The sequence below is a fragment of the Campylobacter sp. RM9334 genome, from assembly GCF_020138145.1.
Classification (GTDB): domain Bacteria; phylum Campylobacterota; class Campylobacteria; order Campylobacterales; family Campylobacteraceae; genus Campylobacter_E.
The window spans coordinates 18,061-34,751 of sequence record NZ_JACGAX010000022.1 but is presented as its reverse complement, the minus strand read 5'-3'; the positions used below and the strand labels follow the sequence as shown (position 1 = coordinate 34,751).

Sequence of the window (16,691 nt, the reverse complement as noted above, 5' to 3'; positions counted from 1 at the left end):
AATATTTTTTTCATAGCATATCCTTTCAAAATAATGCTAAATTATAGCATATTTTAAAAGGTTGTTAGCTTAAAATTTATATTTATACATTAAATTAGTGTAAAGATTATCGTAAGAATTGTATTCAATGCTTGATTTTACTCTGTTATATCCTAAATCAAGTGAGAAGAAATTATGATGATCCATATTGTATTCAGCACCAAAATTTACTCTATAAGTTATATCGTTTCTTGTATTTAAGAAGATTTTTTCATCATATCTACCCTTAGCATAGCCTAAACTTGCTTTTAATATTACTTGCTTATTTAGCATATAAATAATTCCGGCAGTAGCTGAATATTCTTTATAATTATTTGAACTTTCTTTAATTCTGCTAGTTTTTTCTATATCATAAGCAATTTTTAGATAAGACATACTTCTTTGAGAAATAATCTTACTCATAGCATAAATACTATGATGATTTGAATCATTCTCTTTATTATCTTCTATCAAATAATTATTATGATTAATTGTATAGCCTAGACCAAAAGCTAGCCCACTTTCAGTATAATAATCACCTGAAATATCTGCAGTAAAGGTATTTAAATATCTTTTTTGTTTTAAAATAATATAATCATAAGACATTAAAATATTTAATTTAAATTGTCTTGATATCTCAAAACCATTATTAATTGAAGCTGTAAATACACTTAAATTCTGAAAATCTTCTTCAATTGGTTTTATATAATACTTATTATAAAAATTAATATTTATATCATAATCATATACATTATTAACTTGTTTTTTATAGCCAGCATTAAGATTAGCTAAAATACTACTAGCTGGTTGGTGCTTAGCACCTGGTATTGGAAAATTAATGCCTAATTGTGGCACTGGTAAATAACTATCTTTTAAATTCTGCTTTTTTGGGTTACTATCATAACCATATCCAAAACCAATACTCGCATAAGGTATATTTATTTCATTATTGGCTTTTTGTTGATATTTAACATTTTTTAACATACTAGCAACTAAAGCTTTCTCATCATCATTTAAGCGTTCATCATCTTTTAAATTCTCTAGTTCTAATTTAAGTAAAGCTAAATTCCCGTTTTTTTGATAAATAATAGCACTTTGTAATCTTGCTTCTGTATTAGTATCATCTAATACCAAAACCCTATCATAAGCAGCTAAAGCTTCATCGTATAAACCTAATCTAAAAGCACTTTTACCCATAATTAGATTTAAATTAATATCAGAGCAAGTTTGCTTACAAATAGAACTAGCTATATCATAAGAAGTTTTATAATCTTCTTGATTATACGCATTTACTAAGTCATCAAATGGATTTGCTAATAAAGCAATAGGTAAAAATGTTAAAAATTTTTTCATAAATGTTAAGCCTTTTTTAAAAAACAAGTTTTTAAAACTATAACTCCGTGTTTATCAACTTTTGCTTCTATTTCATCATCGTTTGAAGTAAGCTTTATGTTTTTTACATTAGTTCCTCTTTTAATAGTTAAAGAACTGCCTTTTACTTTCAAATCTTTAATAACGCTAACATTATCTCCTGCTTGTAATTCGTTTCCGTTTGCGTCTTTTGGCATTTTTATATTCCTTTTTTATTTATGGTGCCCAAGGTCGGACTCGAACCGACACAGGATTGCTCCTACTAGATTTTGAGTCTAGCGCGTCTACCAGTTTCACCACTTGGGCTAAAATTGCATATAATAATAAAATTTGCTTATAAAAAAATAAAAGTGTGATATTTTAAATATATTTTACTTAATATTTGATTATGAAATTCTTGTTTTGATATTCCTATCAAAACAAGAAAAAAAAATTAATTCATTCCTAACATTTCCCAATAAGGAAGACCTATTGCAAGGCATAAAATAAAAGATACCATAGCCACTACAAATCCAGTAATCCACCATTCTTTTACGGTGTTATATCCAGCTCCAAAAATAACTGAAGCAGCAGGACCACCAAAATGAGTTAATGCTCCACCATAAGAATTTGTAGTAATTAATAAAAATGCTAATAAATATGGATCAACTCCTGCACTTTTGCCTATTAAAAATAAAACCGGTAAAAGAGTTGTAATGAAAACGGTTGCACTAGCATATAAATATCTTACGATAATACTAATAAAACCAATGATTATTAATACTATCAATGGGTCTAAATCTAAATTCATATTACCTTGAATAAATGTTCCAAGCCATTTAAAAAAGCCCAATTTATTCATCATACCTGATAGCGACATAATACCACCAAACCAAAATAATGTCCCTATACACTCTTTAGAACCTGCTATATCTTCAAATTTTAAAACGCCAAGTAATACTGATAAACTCATAGCACCAACAGCTACTGCAGTAGCATCTATATCAATCTTTAATCCAAATAAAGAACTAGCTAAAGACGGAACAGACCAACCAAGCAATGCTAGAACAAAGATTAAAACAAGCATTTTCTCACTTCTTTTCATCTCTCCTAATTCTTCTAAGCCTTGTTTTGAAATTACTATATTATCAATCTTTTTTATATCAGGGCGAACAAAAATATAAACAACTAATGGAATTACACATAAACACACAATACCAGGAATTATCATAGCAACAGCCCAATTCCCCCAATTTAAGTGAGTTCCTAAAATATCATTTGCATAACCAATCACTAGCATATTTCCAGCCATTGCGGTTGCGAAGATAAATGAAGTCATTTTTGTACTCATATAAGAATTACACGCCAAAAATGCACCTACTCTATTTTCTGTTTCAACTTTATCTTTTGATAAAGATTGTGCGATTGAATTTACAATTGGAAAGACAATTCCGCCTGCTCTTGCAGTATTTGATGGAGTTGCAGGTGATACTACTAAGTCTAAAAATGCAGTAACATAGCTAAGTCTTAAAGTAGTTTTACCAAATTTACCTATTAAAAAATAAGCCCATCTTTTACCAAGACCTGTTTTTGTAAATGCAATACTTAAAGCAAATGCAGAAACTATAATCCAAGTAGTTGAACTTGCATAACCGCTTAAAGCTTGTTTTGTAGCTTCTTTTGCACCACCTAAATAAGGTCCCATAAATAGTGCAGTTCCTGCCACTGCAGTAATTAATACCATAGAATTTGGTATAGGCTTAAATACAAGACCTAAAACTGCTGAAAGATAAATACCAAACATTACCCACGCAGCTTCGCTTAAGCCACTTGGCACGGGCAAAATAGTAGCGAATAAAAATGGAATAGCAATCAAAATAATAATAGAAATTGCTCTTTTCATCATTTCTCCTTAAAAAAAATTAAAAAATTAAGATTACTTTAGCAGAATAATTCATAAAATGTATTTAAATTGTATTTAAAACTTTAAAAAATGTGTATAAAAGTAACACTTATTATAAATTATTATCTTTTTTTGAAAAAAAATATAATATATTTCATAACTTTTTATAATATGAAAAATTTAATTAGGAAAAAATATGAGAAAATTAGCTGTTTTTATTTTAAGTTTAAATTTATTTGCATACACTTTAGATTTTCCTGGAGATAAAATTCCTTTTAGTGAAAATCCAAATTGGAAAGACCCAACTATACCTAAAAATTTATATCAAAACGATGATATAAATTATGATTTGCAAAAAAAACTAAGTGAATTAGATGAAAAAAAATTAAGAAAATTAAAAAAAGCTTTAGATATATTATTTGAAGATGAAGAAGAATTACAAGAAGAAATTCCCCAAACTGAACCCATAAAAATAAAGGAGCCAACTCCAGATGAATATATACAAATTAGCATCAGCGGAGAAAAACCTATAAAAAAACAAAAAAATACTTATCAAAACAATAATATTTTGATAAATATTAAATAAGCTTTATTTATTACGAGTTTTATTAAAACTAAAAATAGCAATTATTAATGCTAATATAGGAGAACTCATAATTTGTAAAAAATATATTAATTCACTTTGTTCTTCTTCGTTTGGAGTAATAAAACTTAATATTAAAGCAAATACTACGCTACTAAGACCTAATATCGCTAAAAAATAACTAAGAATTTGATTTTGTATTTTAAATTCTAATTCATTTTCACAATAATTTTTTAATTTAAAATACGCTAAAAACATTGCAATATAAGGTAAAAAATAACTAACCGTGGTAAGAGAACTAAGTAGCCAATAAATATCTTGAGATTTATTAAAAAATACACAAAATATACAAATAATACTAACTAAAAATGCCTGAAAAAATAAAGCCTTATAAGGGGTATTGTATTTTGGATGTGGTTTTGCTTCATAAAATTTAATTATTCCTTCTTTTGAAGCATTAGCTAGCATATATATTGGCGCTACCAACCAAGAATTAATCTGCCCTAAAGTGCCTACAAATAAACTAAAAGCCATTAATTGACTAAGACCTTTAAAACCCAAATTGTTTTCAGCATAAGTAATTGCTTGCATAATACCATCTAATATATCAGTATCTTTTGCAGGATATATCACATTAACACAAAAAGTGCCTAAAATATAAATACCTACTATTATAAATGCACTAAAAAATATAGCTTTTGGATAATTTTTTTGAGCGTTATCAATTTTAGCACCTATCATTGTGCTAAGCTCAAGCCCTGCAAATGCAAACATCATAGTGCTTGAAAACACTAAAGTATTTAAATCAAGTGTAATTAAATACCCTGAATTATAAGGAGTTGTGATTTTGTGATTAGTCAAATAAAACATTAAAGCTACAACTATTAAAAGCAATGTAGGAAATAAAATTCCAAAATAAACAAATACTTTATTTATTAATTTGGTATATTCAAAACCCCTATAATTTATATATGTCAAAATAAAAAAACTCAATATAGAAAATACTGCGATAAAATAAGATTTTGCCTGTAAATTAAATATATAAGCTAAAGAATTTGCTGCGAAATACAACATCATTGGGAAAAAAGCTAAACAAGATAAAAGATAACAAATCAAACAAAAATAAGCTACTTTTACTCCAAAAGCTTTATTAATCCATAAAAATATACCGCCACCCTTAGAAAATCTAGAACCAAGTTCTCCACATATCAAAGCTAAAGGAATAAAAAATCCAAATGCTACAAAAAGCCATAAAATAATAGAACTAGCTCCGTATTGTGCGACATAAGGAATTTGTCTTAAAGAAAAAATCCCAATCAAATTCATAAAAATAATATCTTTTATACTCAACTTCATAATAAACCTAAAAAAATAAAATGAAGCGAATAATACTATTAAAATTGTAATAATTTAGAAGAAAAAAAGAAAAGGTTTCACATAATCTGTGAAACCTAAAAATAATTTATAAAATTATTGGCAGATGATTTTTAATTCAACTCTGCGGTTTGCTGCACGGCCTTCTTTTGTTTTGTTATCGCCGATTGCATTTTGGTCGCCAGCCCAACTTGGATTAATTCTGTCTTCGCTAACACCAGCTTTTACAAGTTCAGCTTTTACTGCTTTAGCTCTTTTTTCTGATAATTTTTTGTTATAAGCAGATGTACCGATTGAATCTGTATATCCTGTGATATTTGCAAAATATGCAGGCTCTTCTTTAATTAATTTAGCTAAACGCTCAATTTCAGGAATATAGTTAGCAGTTACATTGCTCTTATCAAATCCAAAATTAACTTTAACTAATTCTAAATCATAACATGCTTTTGGTTTTGGTTGTGGTTTTGGCTCAGGTTTAACAACTACTGGCTCTGGTTTAACTTCTACAACTGGTTGTGGAGCTGGAACAACTTCTTCTTTTTTACCATCAAAGTTAAAAATTACACCTAAAGTGCTAATTACATGGTGATCAGCGTGGCGGAATTTAATTTGGTCACGAACTTCTGCTCTTAAACCAAAGCTTTTGTAAATTTTGTATTTTAAACCAATACCATAATGACCAAACATTCCGTTTTTATTGTCATATAGATTTTCGCTGAAGTTTTCATAACCAACACCTAATAATCCATAGAAATCAAAGTTAGTATCACCAACTTTAACTGGGAATACTAAGTTTAAATAACCTCTATCAATACCCACTGGAGTATGACCTGCATTATCTATACTTTTATATTCACCTTTTTGGTGTTCATAACCAATTTCTGTTCCTACTGCACCATACATATAACCAATTCTTAATCCATAACCAAATTTATTCATAAGGTCAAGATTTCCTTCTGGAACATTGTATGTAGCGATTGGGCTTATTTCTAAGCCTTCAAAATTAATATCACTTGCATTTGCACTAACAGCTATCATTGCAGCTGCACTTAAAACTAAACTCATCTTTTTCATGAATACTCCTAATTTCAAAATCGAATTAACGTTTACTAAATTGTGGTTTTCTTCTTGCTTTTCTGCGGCCGTATTTTTTACGCTCAACCACACGACTATCACGAGTTAATAAACCTTGTGGTTTAAGTAGCGCTCTAAAATCAGCACTCATAGCAGCTAAAGCACGAGAAATTCCGTGTCTTAAAGCTTCAGCTTGAGCATTATAACCACCACCTAATGTGCTAGCTGTAATGTCCATTAAACCTTCTTGCTTAGTTACTAATAAAGGTTGAACTACCTTTAATTTAATAGCTTCGTGTCCGCCTAACCAAGTATTTAAATCAACGCCATTCACTATAATTTTACCACTTCCAGCCTTAGCCCAAACTTTAGCTATTGCAGTTTTTCTTTTACCTGTTGCATAAACTTTTGCCATTTTACTTTCCTTTTACCTGAGCTGTATGTGGGTGTTCGCTACCTGCATAAACTTTTAATTTCTTAAGCATTGCACGACCTAAAGTAGTTTTAGGCAACATTCCACGAACTGCTAATTTATATAATTTTGCTGGATTATTTGCTAATAAATCACCGAATTTTTCACTCTTAGTGCTTCCAAAATAGCCTGAATGTCTGTGATATAATTTATCATCAGCTTTGTTTGTTCCAGTAAATTCTGCTTTAGATGCGTTGATAATTACAACATAATCTCCGCAATCAACATTTGGTGTATAACAAGGCTTATGTTTGCCTTTTAATATTGTCGCAACTTCTGTTAAAAGACGACCGAAACGCTTACCTTCAGCATCTACAATTATCCAATCTCTTTTAACTTCGTTTGGCTTTGTTATTTTTGTCATGATTTTACCTTTGCCAAAATTTTTTAAAAAGCTGATTATATGTTTTTAATCTTAATAATATCTTAAATTAAGATAATTTTAAGATAAATTAAAAATAAAATTTGACTTTTTTAAATTCTAAAAAAATTATTCCATTTAAGTTTATTTTAAAGATGGGGGGGGGGTAGAATAGCATTGCAATTTTTAAAAAAAGGATGTAAAAATGAAACTAGTAAAACTTAGTTTAATTGCAGTAATTACTGCAGGTTCAATGTCAGTTGCAAATGCTGTTGCTTTAGATGAAGCTATTCAAAATGTAGATTTATCAGGTATGTTAAGATATAGATATGAAGGAATTAGCGAAAAAAATTCATTAAAAGACAAATCTACAAAAGATACAATCCAATTACACGGATATAAAGCTCAATTAAAATTCACTTCAGATATAGCTGATAATTTTAAAGCTACTGCATTATTTCAGTATTCAAACCAAGATGCTTCATTTGCTTTAAATAAACCAGGTTTAACACCATCTAATGAAGCTTTAAGAGATAAAGTTGAAAATAATATAAATACAAGCAAAACTTTTAATATAAGAGATGCTTATTTAACTTACACGAATTACGATACCTCATTTATGTTCGGTAGAATGGAAATTGGCTCAATTTGGACTGATGATTTATTAGGAACAGGATTAAAAATCGTAAATAATAGCATTGAGAATGTAACTTTAGCAGCTTATGCTTTTGATAATTACAATAAAGATAGTGATTTAGGCGTTATTGCTACAAAAAATGATGATGATAGTATAAAAAGCGTAAGTGGTAAAAATATATATGGTATAGCAGCAATTGCTAATTTTGACCCAGTAGCAGCAGAGTTATGGGTAGCAAATATGGCTAGTTGGGGCACATTATATACGGTAGATTTCAATGTTAATTTAGGTGATAAAGATGATTTCGCATACAATATTCACGCTCAATACGCAGGTAATAATCTTAAAAAAGATAGAAAAGATTTATTAAAAAAAGCTACAGGCGACGAAGTAGCTAATGGTAATTTTTATGCTATTGAAGCTGGCTTTGACGCATTCGGCTTAGATTTTAATATAGGTTATGCTGGTTATGGTAAAAAGGATAAAGCTACAATTAATACTATAGAAGATAGTGGCAAATTGATTAATTATGGCGAATACGCTATGAAAGATTACCAAACAGGAGCAGTAGGTAAGAAAGATTTCGTATTCGGAACAATTGGTTATACATTTGAAGATGTAAGATTTGGTGTTGATATTATTAGCGGAACAAATAAAATCAAAAATGGCGATAAAACTGATAAAGAAAAATTATTTGAAGTTAAGCCACAACTATCTTATAAATATAGCGACAAATTAAACTTCTCAGCATTCTATGCTTATGGTAAAACAAAAAATTATGAAGGTATAGAAGATTGTAAAAAAGATGAAAAACTAATTAGATTTGAAGCAAAATATACATTCTAAAAATAGCTAGGCATTAAGCCTAGCACTAGATTAATTTGGCCTAACACTTATAAAAACTTAATTTAACTAATTTCAAACTCTTGGTGTTAGGCTTACTTAGTCTAGCTTTTACAACTAGCACCTTCTTTAAACACTGCTCCATAATCGTTTTTTGAATCAGGTTTAACTAAATCTAAATTCTTTTGCACTTCTAAGCTCTAATCAATCTAAACAAACAAGTTTTTTAAAACTAATAGCAATACGATTAAGTAATTTAAGGTATTACGAAAGGCTGAAAATATTTACAATGCGTTGTTTTTTTTTTTTTTTATTATTTAACAAATAAATCAAAATAGGAGAAAATTATGTCAAAAGATACAAAAACGATGATATGTCCTTTTTGTGATGAGGAATTAAGATTTGGTGTAAAAGTATGTAGGGGCTGTCAAGCTGAAATTACTTACGAGCACGAGAGAACATTTTCATCTGGCCATTTTGTTGCTTTTTGTACAATAACTTATATACTATTTAATTTTTATAAATCAATACATAGTTGGGGTTTTTGGATACTTATTTTTTTAGATATAAAATTTTTCGCTGGTATTTTCCCCATAAATCCAAAAGCAAAACCTAAAGCAAAATTTGAAAGAAGGCAGTTTATATAATTAAAAAACTATAAAAATTTTAAAAGCTCATCGCTTAATCAAAAAATACAAATTAATTTAAGCGAGAGCTTTTTTGAGCCTACACTTAGCAAAACTCTCATTTTAACAATTACAATAATTTTATTTAGTGTTGCATATACTCTTTATAATCATTTTATGATGATTAAAGCTATTCTTTAAGAATAGCTTTTGATTAGCTTTTACAACTAGCACCTTCTTTAAACACTGCTCCATAATCGTTTTTTGAATCAGGTTTAACTAAATCTAAATTCTTTTGCACTTCTAAGCTCTCATCCATTTGCCAAGCATTCCAGCCACCATCATATACATAAATATTTTCCCAACCATCAAGTAAGGCAATAAACCAAGCAACACTAGCTCTCCAGCCTGTGCCACAATAAAAAGCTAAATTATCATTTTTATTAATGCCTTGACTTTGCCATAATTCATATATTTCATAAGGATTTCTAAGCGTTCCATCAGGGTCGTAATAATCAGCCACATTAGATGAATTTGTCCCTGCAAATCCCCAAATAGCTCCTTTTGGCTCACCACTTTTTGGTATATAATCATAACCACTAATTTTGCCTATAAACTCATCCCAAGCCCTAATACTTACTAGCTTTAAATCCCCTTTATAATTTTTAATATCATCTGGCATTGATATATTTATATTAGCATTTGCAGGAATTATCGCTTTAAAATCACTTTCTTTGCTAGGTATATTTGGAGTTTTTTCTATGCTAAATCCTGCTTCTTGCCAAGAATATAGCCCACCATTTAAAAATCTAACATCTTTAACCCCAGCGTATTTTAGTGCAAAAAATACTCTTAAAGCTGCCATTTGATTTTTAGAATATAAAATTATAGTTTTTTCGCTTGTAATTCCTAAGTTTAAAAGATTATTTTCTAAAGTTTTTGCATCACTTAAATTCCAAACAGGAGCATTCTCTATTAAATCAGTATTAAAATGATAAGCACCTTTTATATGCTCGCTGTATTCATCACTATTTTCTCCCCAACTAACCTCAAAAACCATAAAGTCTTTACCATCAAAACTCTCAACTTTTTTGCCTTGCATTAAGTCATTTAGCCATTTAGGATAGACTGCTAGTTGATAGTTTTTAAGTTTTACTAAATCATTATTATTTGCATAATCTATAAAATCAGCATAAATCTCGCCTTTATAACCACGAGCTAAAAACTCCGAGCTAACTTTTTTTATCTCATCTAAATTAGAACCATAAAATACGAGCTTTTTATCCTTTGTAATGCCTTTGCCTTTGAAATATTCTTCAAATTTTTTATTTTCAACAAAATCCATTGATAAAGCACTAATATTTAAAGCCCCTTTAATATGACCGCCGTTTTTTGCCCCATCTTCGCTAAAACCATTATAATAACTATCAATTCTTGTATCAATTATCAAATAATCACTATTTAATCTAGCTTTAAACTCATCAGTATTTAATAATTTAACATTATCAGCATTAAAACAAGCACTAAAAATAAGTGCAAACAATAAAATTAATTTTTTCACGATACTCTCCTTAAAATAATCAAAAATCCAAAAAGCATAAAAGGTAAAAATATAAAAGCTTGAAAGCTAAAATAAGCACTAGCTATTAAAATATTTGCCACATTGCAACCACTTGCAAGAGAAGCTCCAAAAGCCATCAAAAAGCCTCCAATTACACTAAAATATCCTTGTTTTAGCGATACGCCTTGAAGCGAAAATGATTTCAAATTCGCAACAATCCCACCTAAAATACAACCAAATAAAAAATAAACTCCAGAATCTAAATACCTATATTGATTGGTTACTAGATATAAAATCATATTTTTACTAGGCACTGATAAAGTAAAACTAAAACCAATCATTTTCCACATCAAAAGACTTAAAATTGCTAAAACTATTGCTAGAATGCTAATTTTTTTGGCTTTATAGATTAAATATATACTTAAAATTCCAAGTAAAATCACTAAGATAAAAGGCGAAATATTTAAAAAAGTATGAATATTAGTAAGCTCGTTTTTTGTAAAAATATCTATATATTTTTTAAATATTCCATTAAATAAAGCCATACTAAAAGCAAAAGAAAAAGCCGTTATTAAATAAGAACTATTATTAATAACCCTAGTAAAACTACCGCTAACACAAGCCTTGCTAAACGCCATGCCAATGCCAAATGCAAAGCTACCTATAATAGTAGCAAGTATTGAGAATTTAAACTCGGGTATGGTAATTAGTTTAAAATATTCTAATGTGAATAAGCCAAGAGATTGTAAAAATATACAAAAACTTAAAGCACTAACAAATGAAAAATCTTTAAAATAAAAAAGATTTCTAAAACCAGAAAAAAAGCAAAATCTATATCTTGCTAATAAAAATCCAAAAACAATTCCAAATATAAGCGTATTCATTACCTAATGACTTTCTAAAATATTTTAGAAATTATATGTTTTGAAAAATAATAAATCTTAATTCATATTTAGATTATGAATTAAGATTTTCACCACAAAATCAATTTAATTTTAAAGAATTTAAATTCTTTTTAATTTAAATTCTTCGTTTTCGTAAAACACTACATAAGAGCTAATTTTGTGATTAGAAAATCTAGTTTTTATAAAGTTTTCATAGGTTTTTAGCTGTTTTTCATAAGATTTATTAAAAAACGAGCTTTTATAATCAATTATCTTAACCCAATCATCGCTAATAGCTAATAAATCTATTCTATTTACTTTATTTTCATATAAAAAGTTATATTCTTTAATCAAATTATGATTTTTGATTAGTTCTTTAAACTCCACACATTTAAGCAAATCTTCGCAAAGTTTTTTTAATTTATCAAAATCCACTTGATTAAACTTATTATATGCAAGTCTTAAACATTCATTTAAACTCTCATCATTAAAATCACTCAATTCACAAAAATAGTGAAATGCGTTTCCAAGCATAATCGCATCAGTGCTAAACTCTTTAGCCTTGACATTTTGAAGTGGCACACAAGGATTAAACTCATAGCTAATATTTATAGCACTTGCTTCATTTTCTTTATATCTAAAATTAAGCAAATCATCATCTAAACTCTCATTAGCAATTTCATTATAATTAATCCCGCTAAGTCCAGCTCCATCATTCATAATAATACAAAGAGAGCTAATCGCTCTTGTATAAGCTACATAATAAGTATTTATCTCATCAGTTTTTTTCGTATTCTCATAAATTTCAAGCTTTTTTGCATAATCTTTATCATAAAAACATCTAAGATTTCTAATAGCACTAGCGTCCTTTTTAAAGCCATACCATTTGTGGCTAGAAAAATCATATTCAATTTTAAGCCCTGTATCGTGTGGGGCATTTTTACTTAAATGAACGCAGATTAAATGCTCAAATTGTAAGCCCTTACTCTTATGAATTGTCATAATATTTATGCCTTTTGCTTCATTGTTTGATGCAAGTTTATTGCTAAGATTATATATGGTATCTAAAAAATCTTTAGAACTAATTTCATCTAAAAACTCTAAAACATACTCATCTTTACATAAATCAAGATGAGTTATTATCTCATTATAAATCTCATAAGCACTTTTTGTAATATCAATTTTAAGCCTTGAATAATCCTTGCCTAGCACAGACTTTACAAAAAAGCCATAAATCTCATCTCCTAAAATAGAGTATTTTGCAAATTCTATTAAAACCCTAACGCTCATTTTTGAAACTAATAAAGAGTTATTATTTACATTAGTTTTCAAACCAAATTCATTTAAATAATTAGCTATTTCATTTGCGTTTGCATTATCTCTTGTAAGTATGCAAATATCATCTAATTTTGCTCCGTTTTGTAGCAAACTTGCAATCTTTTTATAAACATCGTTTAAGTAATTTTCGGTGATTATTTTGCTTACAACTCCGTTTTCTTTACTTGCAACTAACTGCTCGTAATAATCATCATAAAGATTTTTAAAATTATTATTTACAAACTCTACTATTGCTTTTTTACTGCGATAATTAGTATCAAGATTTTGCAAGCTTATATTATAGGTTTTGTTTTTATGAAATAAATCAAATACTTCTTGTTTAGCACCCCTAAATGAATAAATTGATTGCTTTTTATCCCCTACATAAAAAAAGCTTTTTTGCTTATCATCTATGCCAATTCCAGCCACTATTTCTTCAACTATTGGCTTAATAATTTCGTATTGAATAACCGAAGTATCTTGAAACTCATCTATTAAAAGATGGCTTAGATTTGAATTAAGTCTAAAATAAAAAAGGTCTTTTAAATCCTTATTTTGCAATATTTTATGAACATAAATCGCCACATCACTAAAGCTTAAAATATTTTGCTCTTTATGATAATTTTTCGCAACTTCGCTAAATTTATCTAAATAATTAAAGCATAATTTTAATTGATTGCTCTCTAAAAAGCCGTAATATTTAGCAACTATTAAAAGTAATTCTTCATAAGCTGCTGCAAAAGTTGGAAGCTCCAAAGCTTTTTGTATATTTGATTTACTAGCGTCTAAAAATGAGCTAGAAAATAAAGAATTTAAATCCGTAATTTTGCTAAGCCATTCATCTACTTTTTTATTTGCTCCAGTAAAATTATCTTTAAGCCTTAAAAACTCATCAAAAGGATTTATAAAAGTCGTATCATTTATGATTTTTTCGCCTGTATAATTTAAATACAAACTCTCAAGCCAGTTTAAAAAATCTCCTAAGCTCATATTAAAATCTTTTAAATCTCTTACTAATTTTATGGCTTCATTTGTATCTAAAGACTTTAAAAACTCTTCTTTAATATCTAAATAATCAATGAGTTCCGCATCTACGCTTAAGCCTTCGTGTGTTGCAAAAAGCCTTAAAATCTTAGAAAAAAAGCTATCAAAAGTATAAATCCTAAGCTCATCTTCTTTAAAGTTTTTTAAGAATTTATTTCTTGTATTTATGATTTGCTCGGCACTTAAACCTAATAAATCTTGCAAAAATTGAAGCTCGGCAGCTCTATTTTCAAGCTCTAAAAATACCTTTGTAATTCTCTCTTTCATCTCATTTACGGCTTTTTTTGTAAATGTAAGAGCTACTATATCATTAATACTCGCCCCACTTAAAACTAAAGCAATATATCTAACACTTAGAGTAAAAGTCTTGCCACTTCCAGCACTTGCTGCTAATGCGATATGTTTCATACTCTATCCTTTTTATTTATTATTAAATGATAATAGCCATAAGCATTTTCACTTTTTTCTAAAACAAAGCCATCTTTAAGAGTTGCAATGTCGCTTTCAATCTCTTGAGATAATTTATTAAAATTTTTACATTCAAACACTGCTCCACGAGTGCTTTTTAAATAAATTAAAGCTGTTTGTATCGTAGGCTTATCTAAAAGCATTGCGTAAAAGGCTAATTGTTTTTCGTGATTTTTAGTAGAATTTGGCTTGTTTGTAGTCTTATAATCAATTATTAGCTCATCACTTATCCTATCAGCTATCCCGTAAGCATCAATATTTGTAATTTTACCCGAAAGCTTTTCTTCACAATTTGCACTTGGCTGATTGTTGTTAATATAATATGCGATTTCATCTAAATTATCGTATATTAAAGCATAATCAATTGGGCTTAATTTGTCTTTTAGCTCTTTTTCAAATTCTTGTTTTAAATTCTTAAAATCAGCGTTTTGTAAAAACTCATGAACCATAGTCCCAACTGCTGCTTTTTCGTTTGAATTGCTAGGCTCACTTAATTCTAAAATATATTTTAAATAATACTCATAAGGTGAGTTTAAATAGCACGATAATCTTGAAAAACTAAGCGGTTTTGCAAAAAAATTATGATTTTTTATAAGTTCTAAATCAGGCTCAAATATATTTTCATTTGCTTTTATTTTGCCATTAAGTGCCTTTAAAAATGATTCAATAAGCCCTTTTTCATCTACGATTTGTCTTTGGCAATTATAATCTTTTAGCATTCTAGCTGGTGATTTTTCTTCGTTTTCAAGGTATAAAACAAAAACTTCTTTGGCATTAAAAAGCTCTTTATAATAATGTCTTTGCAAGTTTTCTCTATCAGCATAGCTAATTAACCCAGCCTTTGTGCGAACAGCATTGTTTAAAAACATTTCGCTTACACTTCGCTTTGGCACTAAATCATCATTAAAATCAAGAACAATTACTAAATCATATTTCATTCCACGACTTTCAAGCATACCTAAAGCATCGACATTTCCGCCGTTTGTGTGAGAGATTTTAATATTACTAGCGTCAAGTAGTTTTATGATTTGCTCGTTTGTTAGTTTAAACTCATTATTTAAAATCTTTATATCATTTAGGCGGTTTTTTAGGATTTCTTTAATTTCAGCGTTTTTGCTAAAACTTAATAGTTGCTCTTTTAATTTATCAAAATCACTGAAATCAAGTTCGCTTGTATTTAGTAATCTTTTTTGCACTAAAGCCAACTCATCATCACCTAAAATCGCATTTAGTTTTTGCGCTATTTCGTTTGAGTTTAGCCCACTTGCAATATTTAAATAATTATGAATATCAAGAGCTTTTAAGCTAGTTGCAATGCTTTCATCAGGCATAATAAGAGCTATTTGTTTATCATTTTCGTAATATTTTGATATTAGACTAAGTGCGTAAATGTATTGATAAATTGAGCTTTTAAACGAAGCAATTTTTAAGGTATTGTTATAATTTAGTTTAGTTTGCTCTAGGATTTGCCAAGAATTATTAAAACTTAGAGTATAAGTATGATTTGGCTCAAAATCTATTTTAAATGATTTTTTTAAAAGATTTATATTGTAATCGCTTACATTTGTGATGATTTTTACATCTATTTTGTCTGAAATACTCTCAAAGAATTCTAATTCGTATTGCTTTAAAAAGCCGTTTAGATAAAAGCTAATTGATTTATATTGACTAAGCAAAAACCAATTAGCTTTTAAATCTTTAATAGTTATATCATCATATAAATTTTGATTATCTAATTCGTTTTTATAATGCTTTAAACACTCTTCTAAAATGTCTAAATACTCATCAAAAAAGCTATATAAATCATTATTTCTTAAATCATTTATGCTTACTTTTTGACTATTTAATTCGCTAAAAAATGAGAATAAATATTCTTTATTTTTTAAAAAACTTAAAAAATCATTTGAAAAATTAAGCTTTTTATAATCTTTAGTTTTATTACAAGCCCTACTCATAGCAATGATTTGCTCTACTTCAGTAGCTCTTCTTTTATCATTTATTGCGAAATCTTGCAAAAACTCATTAATACTAATTGTGGTTGGAAAAAATCCTTCATTTTTAATACTTGCTAAGTAGTTTTTAATTTGCCTTAAATTAGAAAATACAATCAAATCCTTTTTATACATTTATTTTCCTTTTAAAAGATTATTATGAGTAGTTATAGCGTAAAAAAGCT

General features: G+C 28.1%; 14 protein-coding genes and 1 tRNA gene. 3 read left to right on the top strand and 12 right to left on the bottom strand.

Annotated elements, in window-relative coordinates; genetic code table 11:
- Positions 1-69: 69 nt before the first annotated feature.
- The 4 genes from AVBRAN9334_RS08475 to AVBRAN9334_RS08460 all read right to left on the bottom strand — a co-directional run bounded on the left by AVBRAN9334_RS08475 (position 70) and on the right by AVBRAN9334_RS08460 (position 3,271).
- Positions 70-1,371, bottom strand: coding sequence for an outer membrane beta-barrel protein (locus AVBRAN9334_RS08475; RefSeq protein ID WP_336607552.1), 1,302 nt, complete (start codon positions 1,369-1,371; stop codon positions 70-72).
- Between the two features lie 5 nt (positions 1,372-1,376).
- Positions 1,377-1,586 carry an alkylphosphonate utilization protein gene (locus tag AVBRAN9334_RS08470; RefSeq protein ID WP_214117624.1) on the bottom strand — a complete coding sequence of 70 codons (210 nt, stop codon included), beginning with the start codon at positions 1,584-1,586 and terminating at the stop codon, positions 1,377-1,379.
- A gap of 22 nt (positions 1,587-1,608) precedes the next feature.
- Positions 1,609-1,695 (bottom strand) — tRNA-Leu (locus AVBRAN9334_RS08465).
- A 127-nt stretch (positions 1,696-1,822) separates the two neighbouring features.
- Entirely contained in the window at positions 1,823-3,271 is a 1,449-nt protein-coding gene (locus tag AVBRAN9334_RS08460) for a DASS family sodium-coupled anion symporter (RefSeq protein WP_336607551.1), read from the bottom strand.
- Positions 3,272-3,467: 196 nt separating this feature from the next.
- Here AVBRAN9334_RS08460 and AVBRAN9334_RS08455 point away from each other — a divergent pair, with 196 nt between their 5' ends.
- The gene (locus tag AVBRAN9334_RS08455; protein ID WP_336607550.1) at positions 3,468-3,857 is read left to right on the top strand and encodes a hypothetical protein; all 390 of its coding nucleotides are present in this window, start codon (positions 3,468-3,470) and stop codon (positions 3,855-3,857) included.
- Between the two features lie 3 nt (positions 3,858-3,860).
- On the opposite strand, the gene AVBRAN9334_RS08450 is transcribed toward AVBRAN9334_RS08455, so the two are convergent.
- The 4 genes from AVBRAN9334_RS08450 to rplM all read right to left on the bottom strand — a co-directional run bounded on the left by AVBRAN9334_RS08450 (position 3,861) and on the right by rplM (position 7,138).
- The gene (locus tag AVBRAN9334_RS08450) at positions 3,861-5,210 is read right to left on the bottom strand and encodes an APC family permease (RefSeq protein WP_336607549.1); all 1,350 of its coding nucleotides are present in this window, start codon (positions 5,208-5,210) and stop codon (positions 3,861-3,863) included.
- Positions 5,211-5,324: 114 nt separating this feature from the next.
- Entirely contained in the window at positions 5,325-6,302 is a 978-nt protein-coding gene (locus tag AVBRAN9334_RS08445) for an OmpA family protein (protein WP_214150192.1), read from the bottom strand.
- Positions 6,303-6,327: 25 nt separating this feature from the next.
- Positions 6,328-6,717 (bottom strand): 30S ribosomal protein S9, encoded by a 390-nt coding sequence (rpsI, locus tag AVBRAN9334_RS08440; protein ID WP_214117629.1) that lies wholly within the window; start codon positions 6,715-6,717, stop codon positions 6,328-6,330.
- A gap of 1 nt (position 6,718) precedes the next feature.
- Positions 6,719-7,138, bottom strand: a complete 420-nt coding sequence (gene rplM, locus AVBRAN9334_RS08435) for a 50S ribosomal protein L13 (RefSeq protein ID WP_214117630.1) — start codon at positions 7,136-7,138, stop codon at positions 6,719-6,721.
- Between the two features lie 202 nt (positions 7,139-7,340).
- On the opposite strand from rplM, the gene AVBRAN9334_RS08430 reads away from it, so the two are divergent.
- On the top strand, positions 7,341-8,618 hold the full coding sequence (locus AVBRAN9334_RS08430) for a major outer membrane protein (RefSeq protein ID WP_214117631.1): 1,278 nt from the start codon (positions 7,341-7,343) through the stop codon (positions 8,616-8,618).
- Positions 8,619-8,962: 344 nt separating this feature from the next.
- On the top strand, positions 8,963-9,262 hold the full coding sequence (locus AVBRAN9334_RS08425) for a hypothetical protein (RefSeq protein ID WP_336607548.1): 300 nt from the start codon (positions 8,963-8,965) through the stop codon (positions 9,260-9,262).
- A 193-nt stretch (positions 9,263-9,455) separates the two neighbouring features.
- Here AVBRAN9334_RS08425 and AVBRAN9334_RS08420 read toward each other — a convergent pair whose 3' ends face one another.
- The 4 genes from AVBRAN9334_RS08420 to AVBRAN9334_RS08405 form a co-directional block, all read right to left on the bottom strand.
- Entirely contained in the window at positions 9,456-10,802 is a 1,347-nt protein-coding gene (locus tag AVBRAN9334_RS08420) for a rhodanese-like domain-containing protein (protein WP_214117633.1), read from the bottom strand.
- Entirely contained in the window at positions 10,799-11,686 is an 888-nt protein-coding gene (locus AVBRAN9334_RS08415; protein ID WP_336607547.1) for a YeeE/YedE family protein, read from the bottom strand. The genes AVBRAN9334_RS08420 and AVBRAN9334_RS08415 overlap by 4 nt, the downstream gene beginning before the upstream one ends.
- Before the next feature lie 120 nt (positions 11,687-11,806).
- Positions 11,807-14,455 carry a UvrD-helicase domain-containing protein gene (locus AVBRAN9334_RS08410; protein WP_336607546.1) on the bottom strand — a complete coding sequence of 883 codons (2,649 nt, stop codon included), beginning with the start codon at positions 14,453-14,455 and terminating at the stop codon, positions 11,807-11,809.
- The gene (locus AVBRAN9334_RS08405) at positions 14,452-16,641 is read right to left on the bottom strand and encodes a PD-(D/E)XK nuclease family protein (protein WP_336607545.1); all 2,190 of its coding nucleotides are present in this window, start codon (positions 16,639-16,641) and stop codon (positions 14,452-14,454) included. The genes AVBRAN9334_RS08410 and AVBRAN9334_RS08405 overlap by 4 nt, the downstream gene beginning before the upstream one ends.
- Positions 16,642-16,691: the final 50 nt, after the last annotated feature.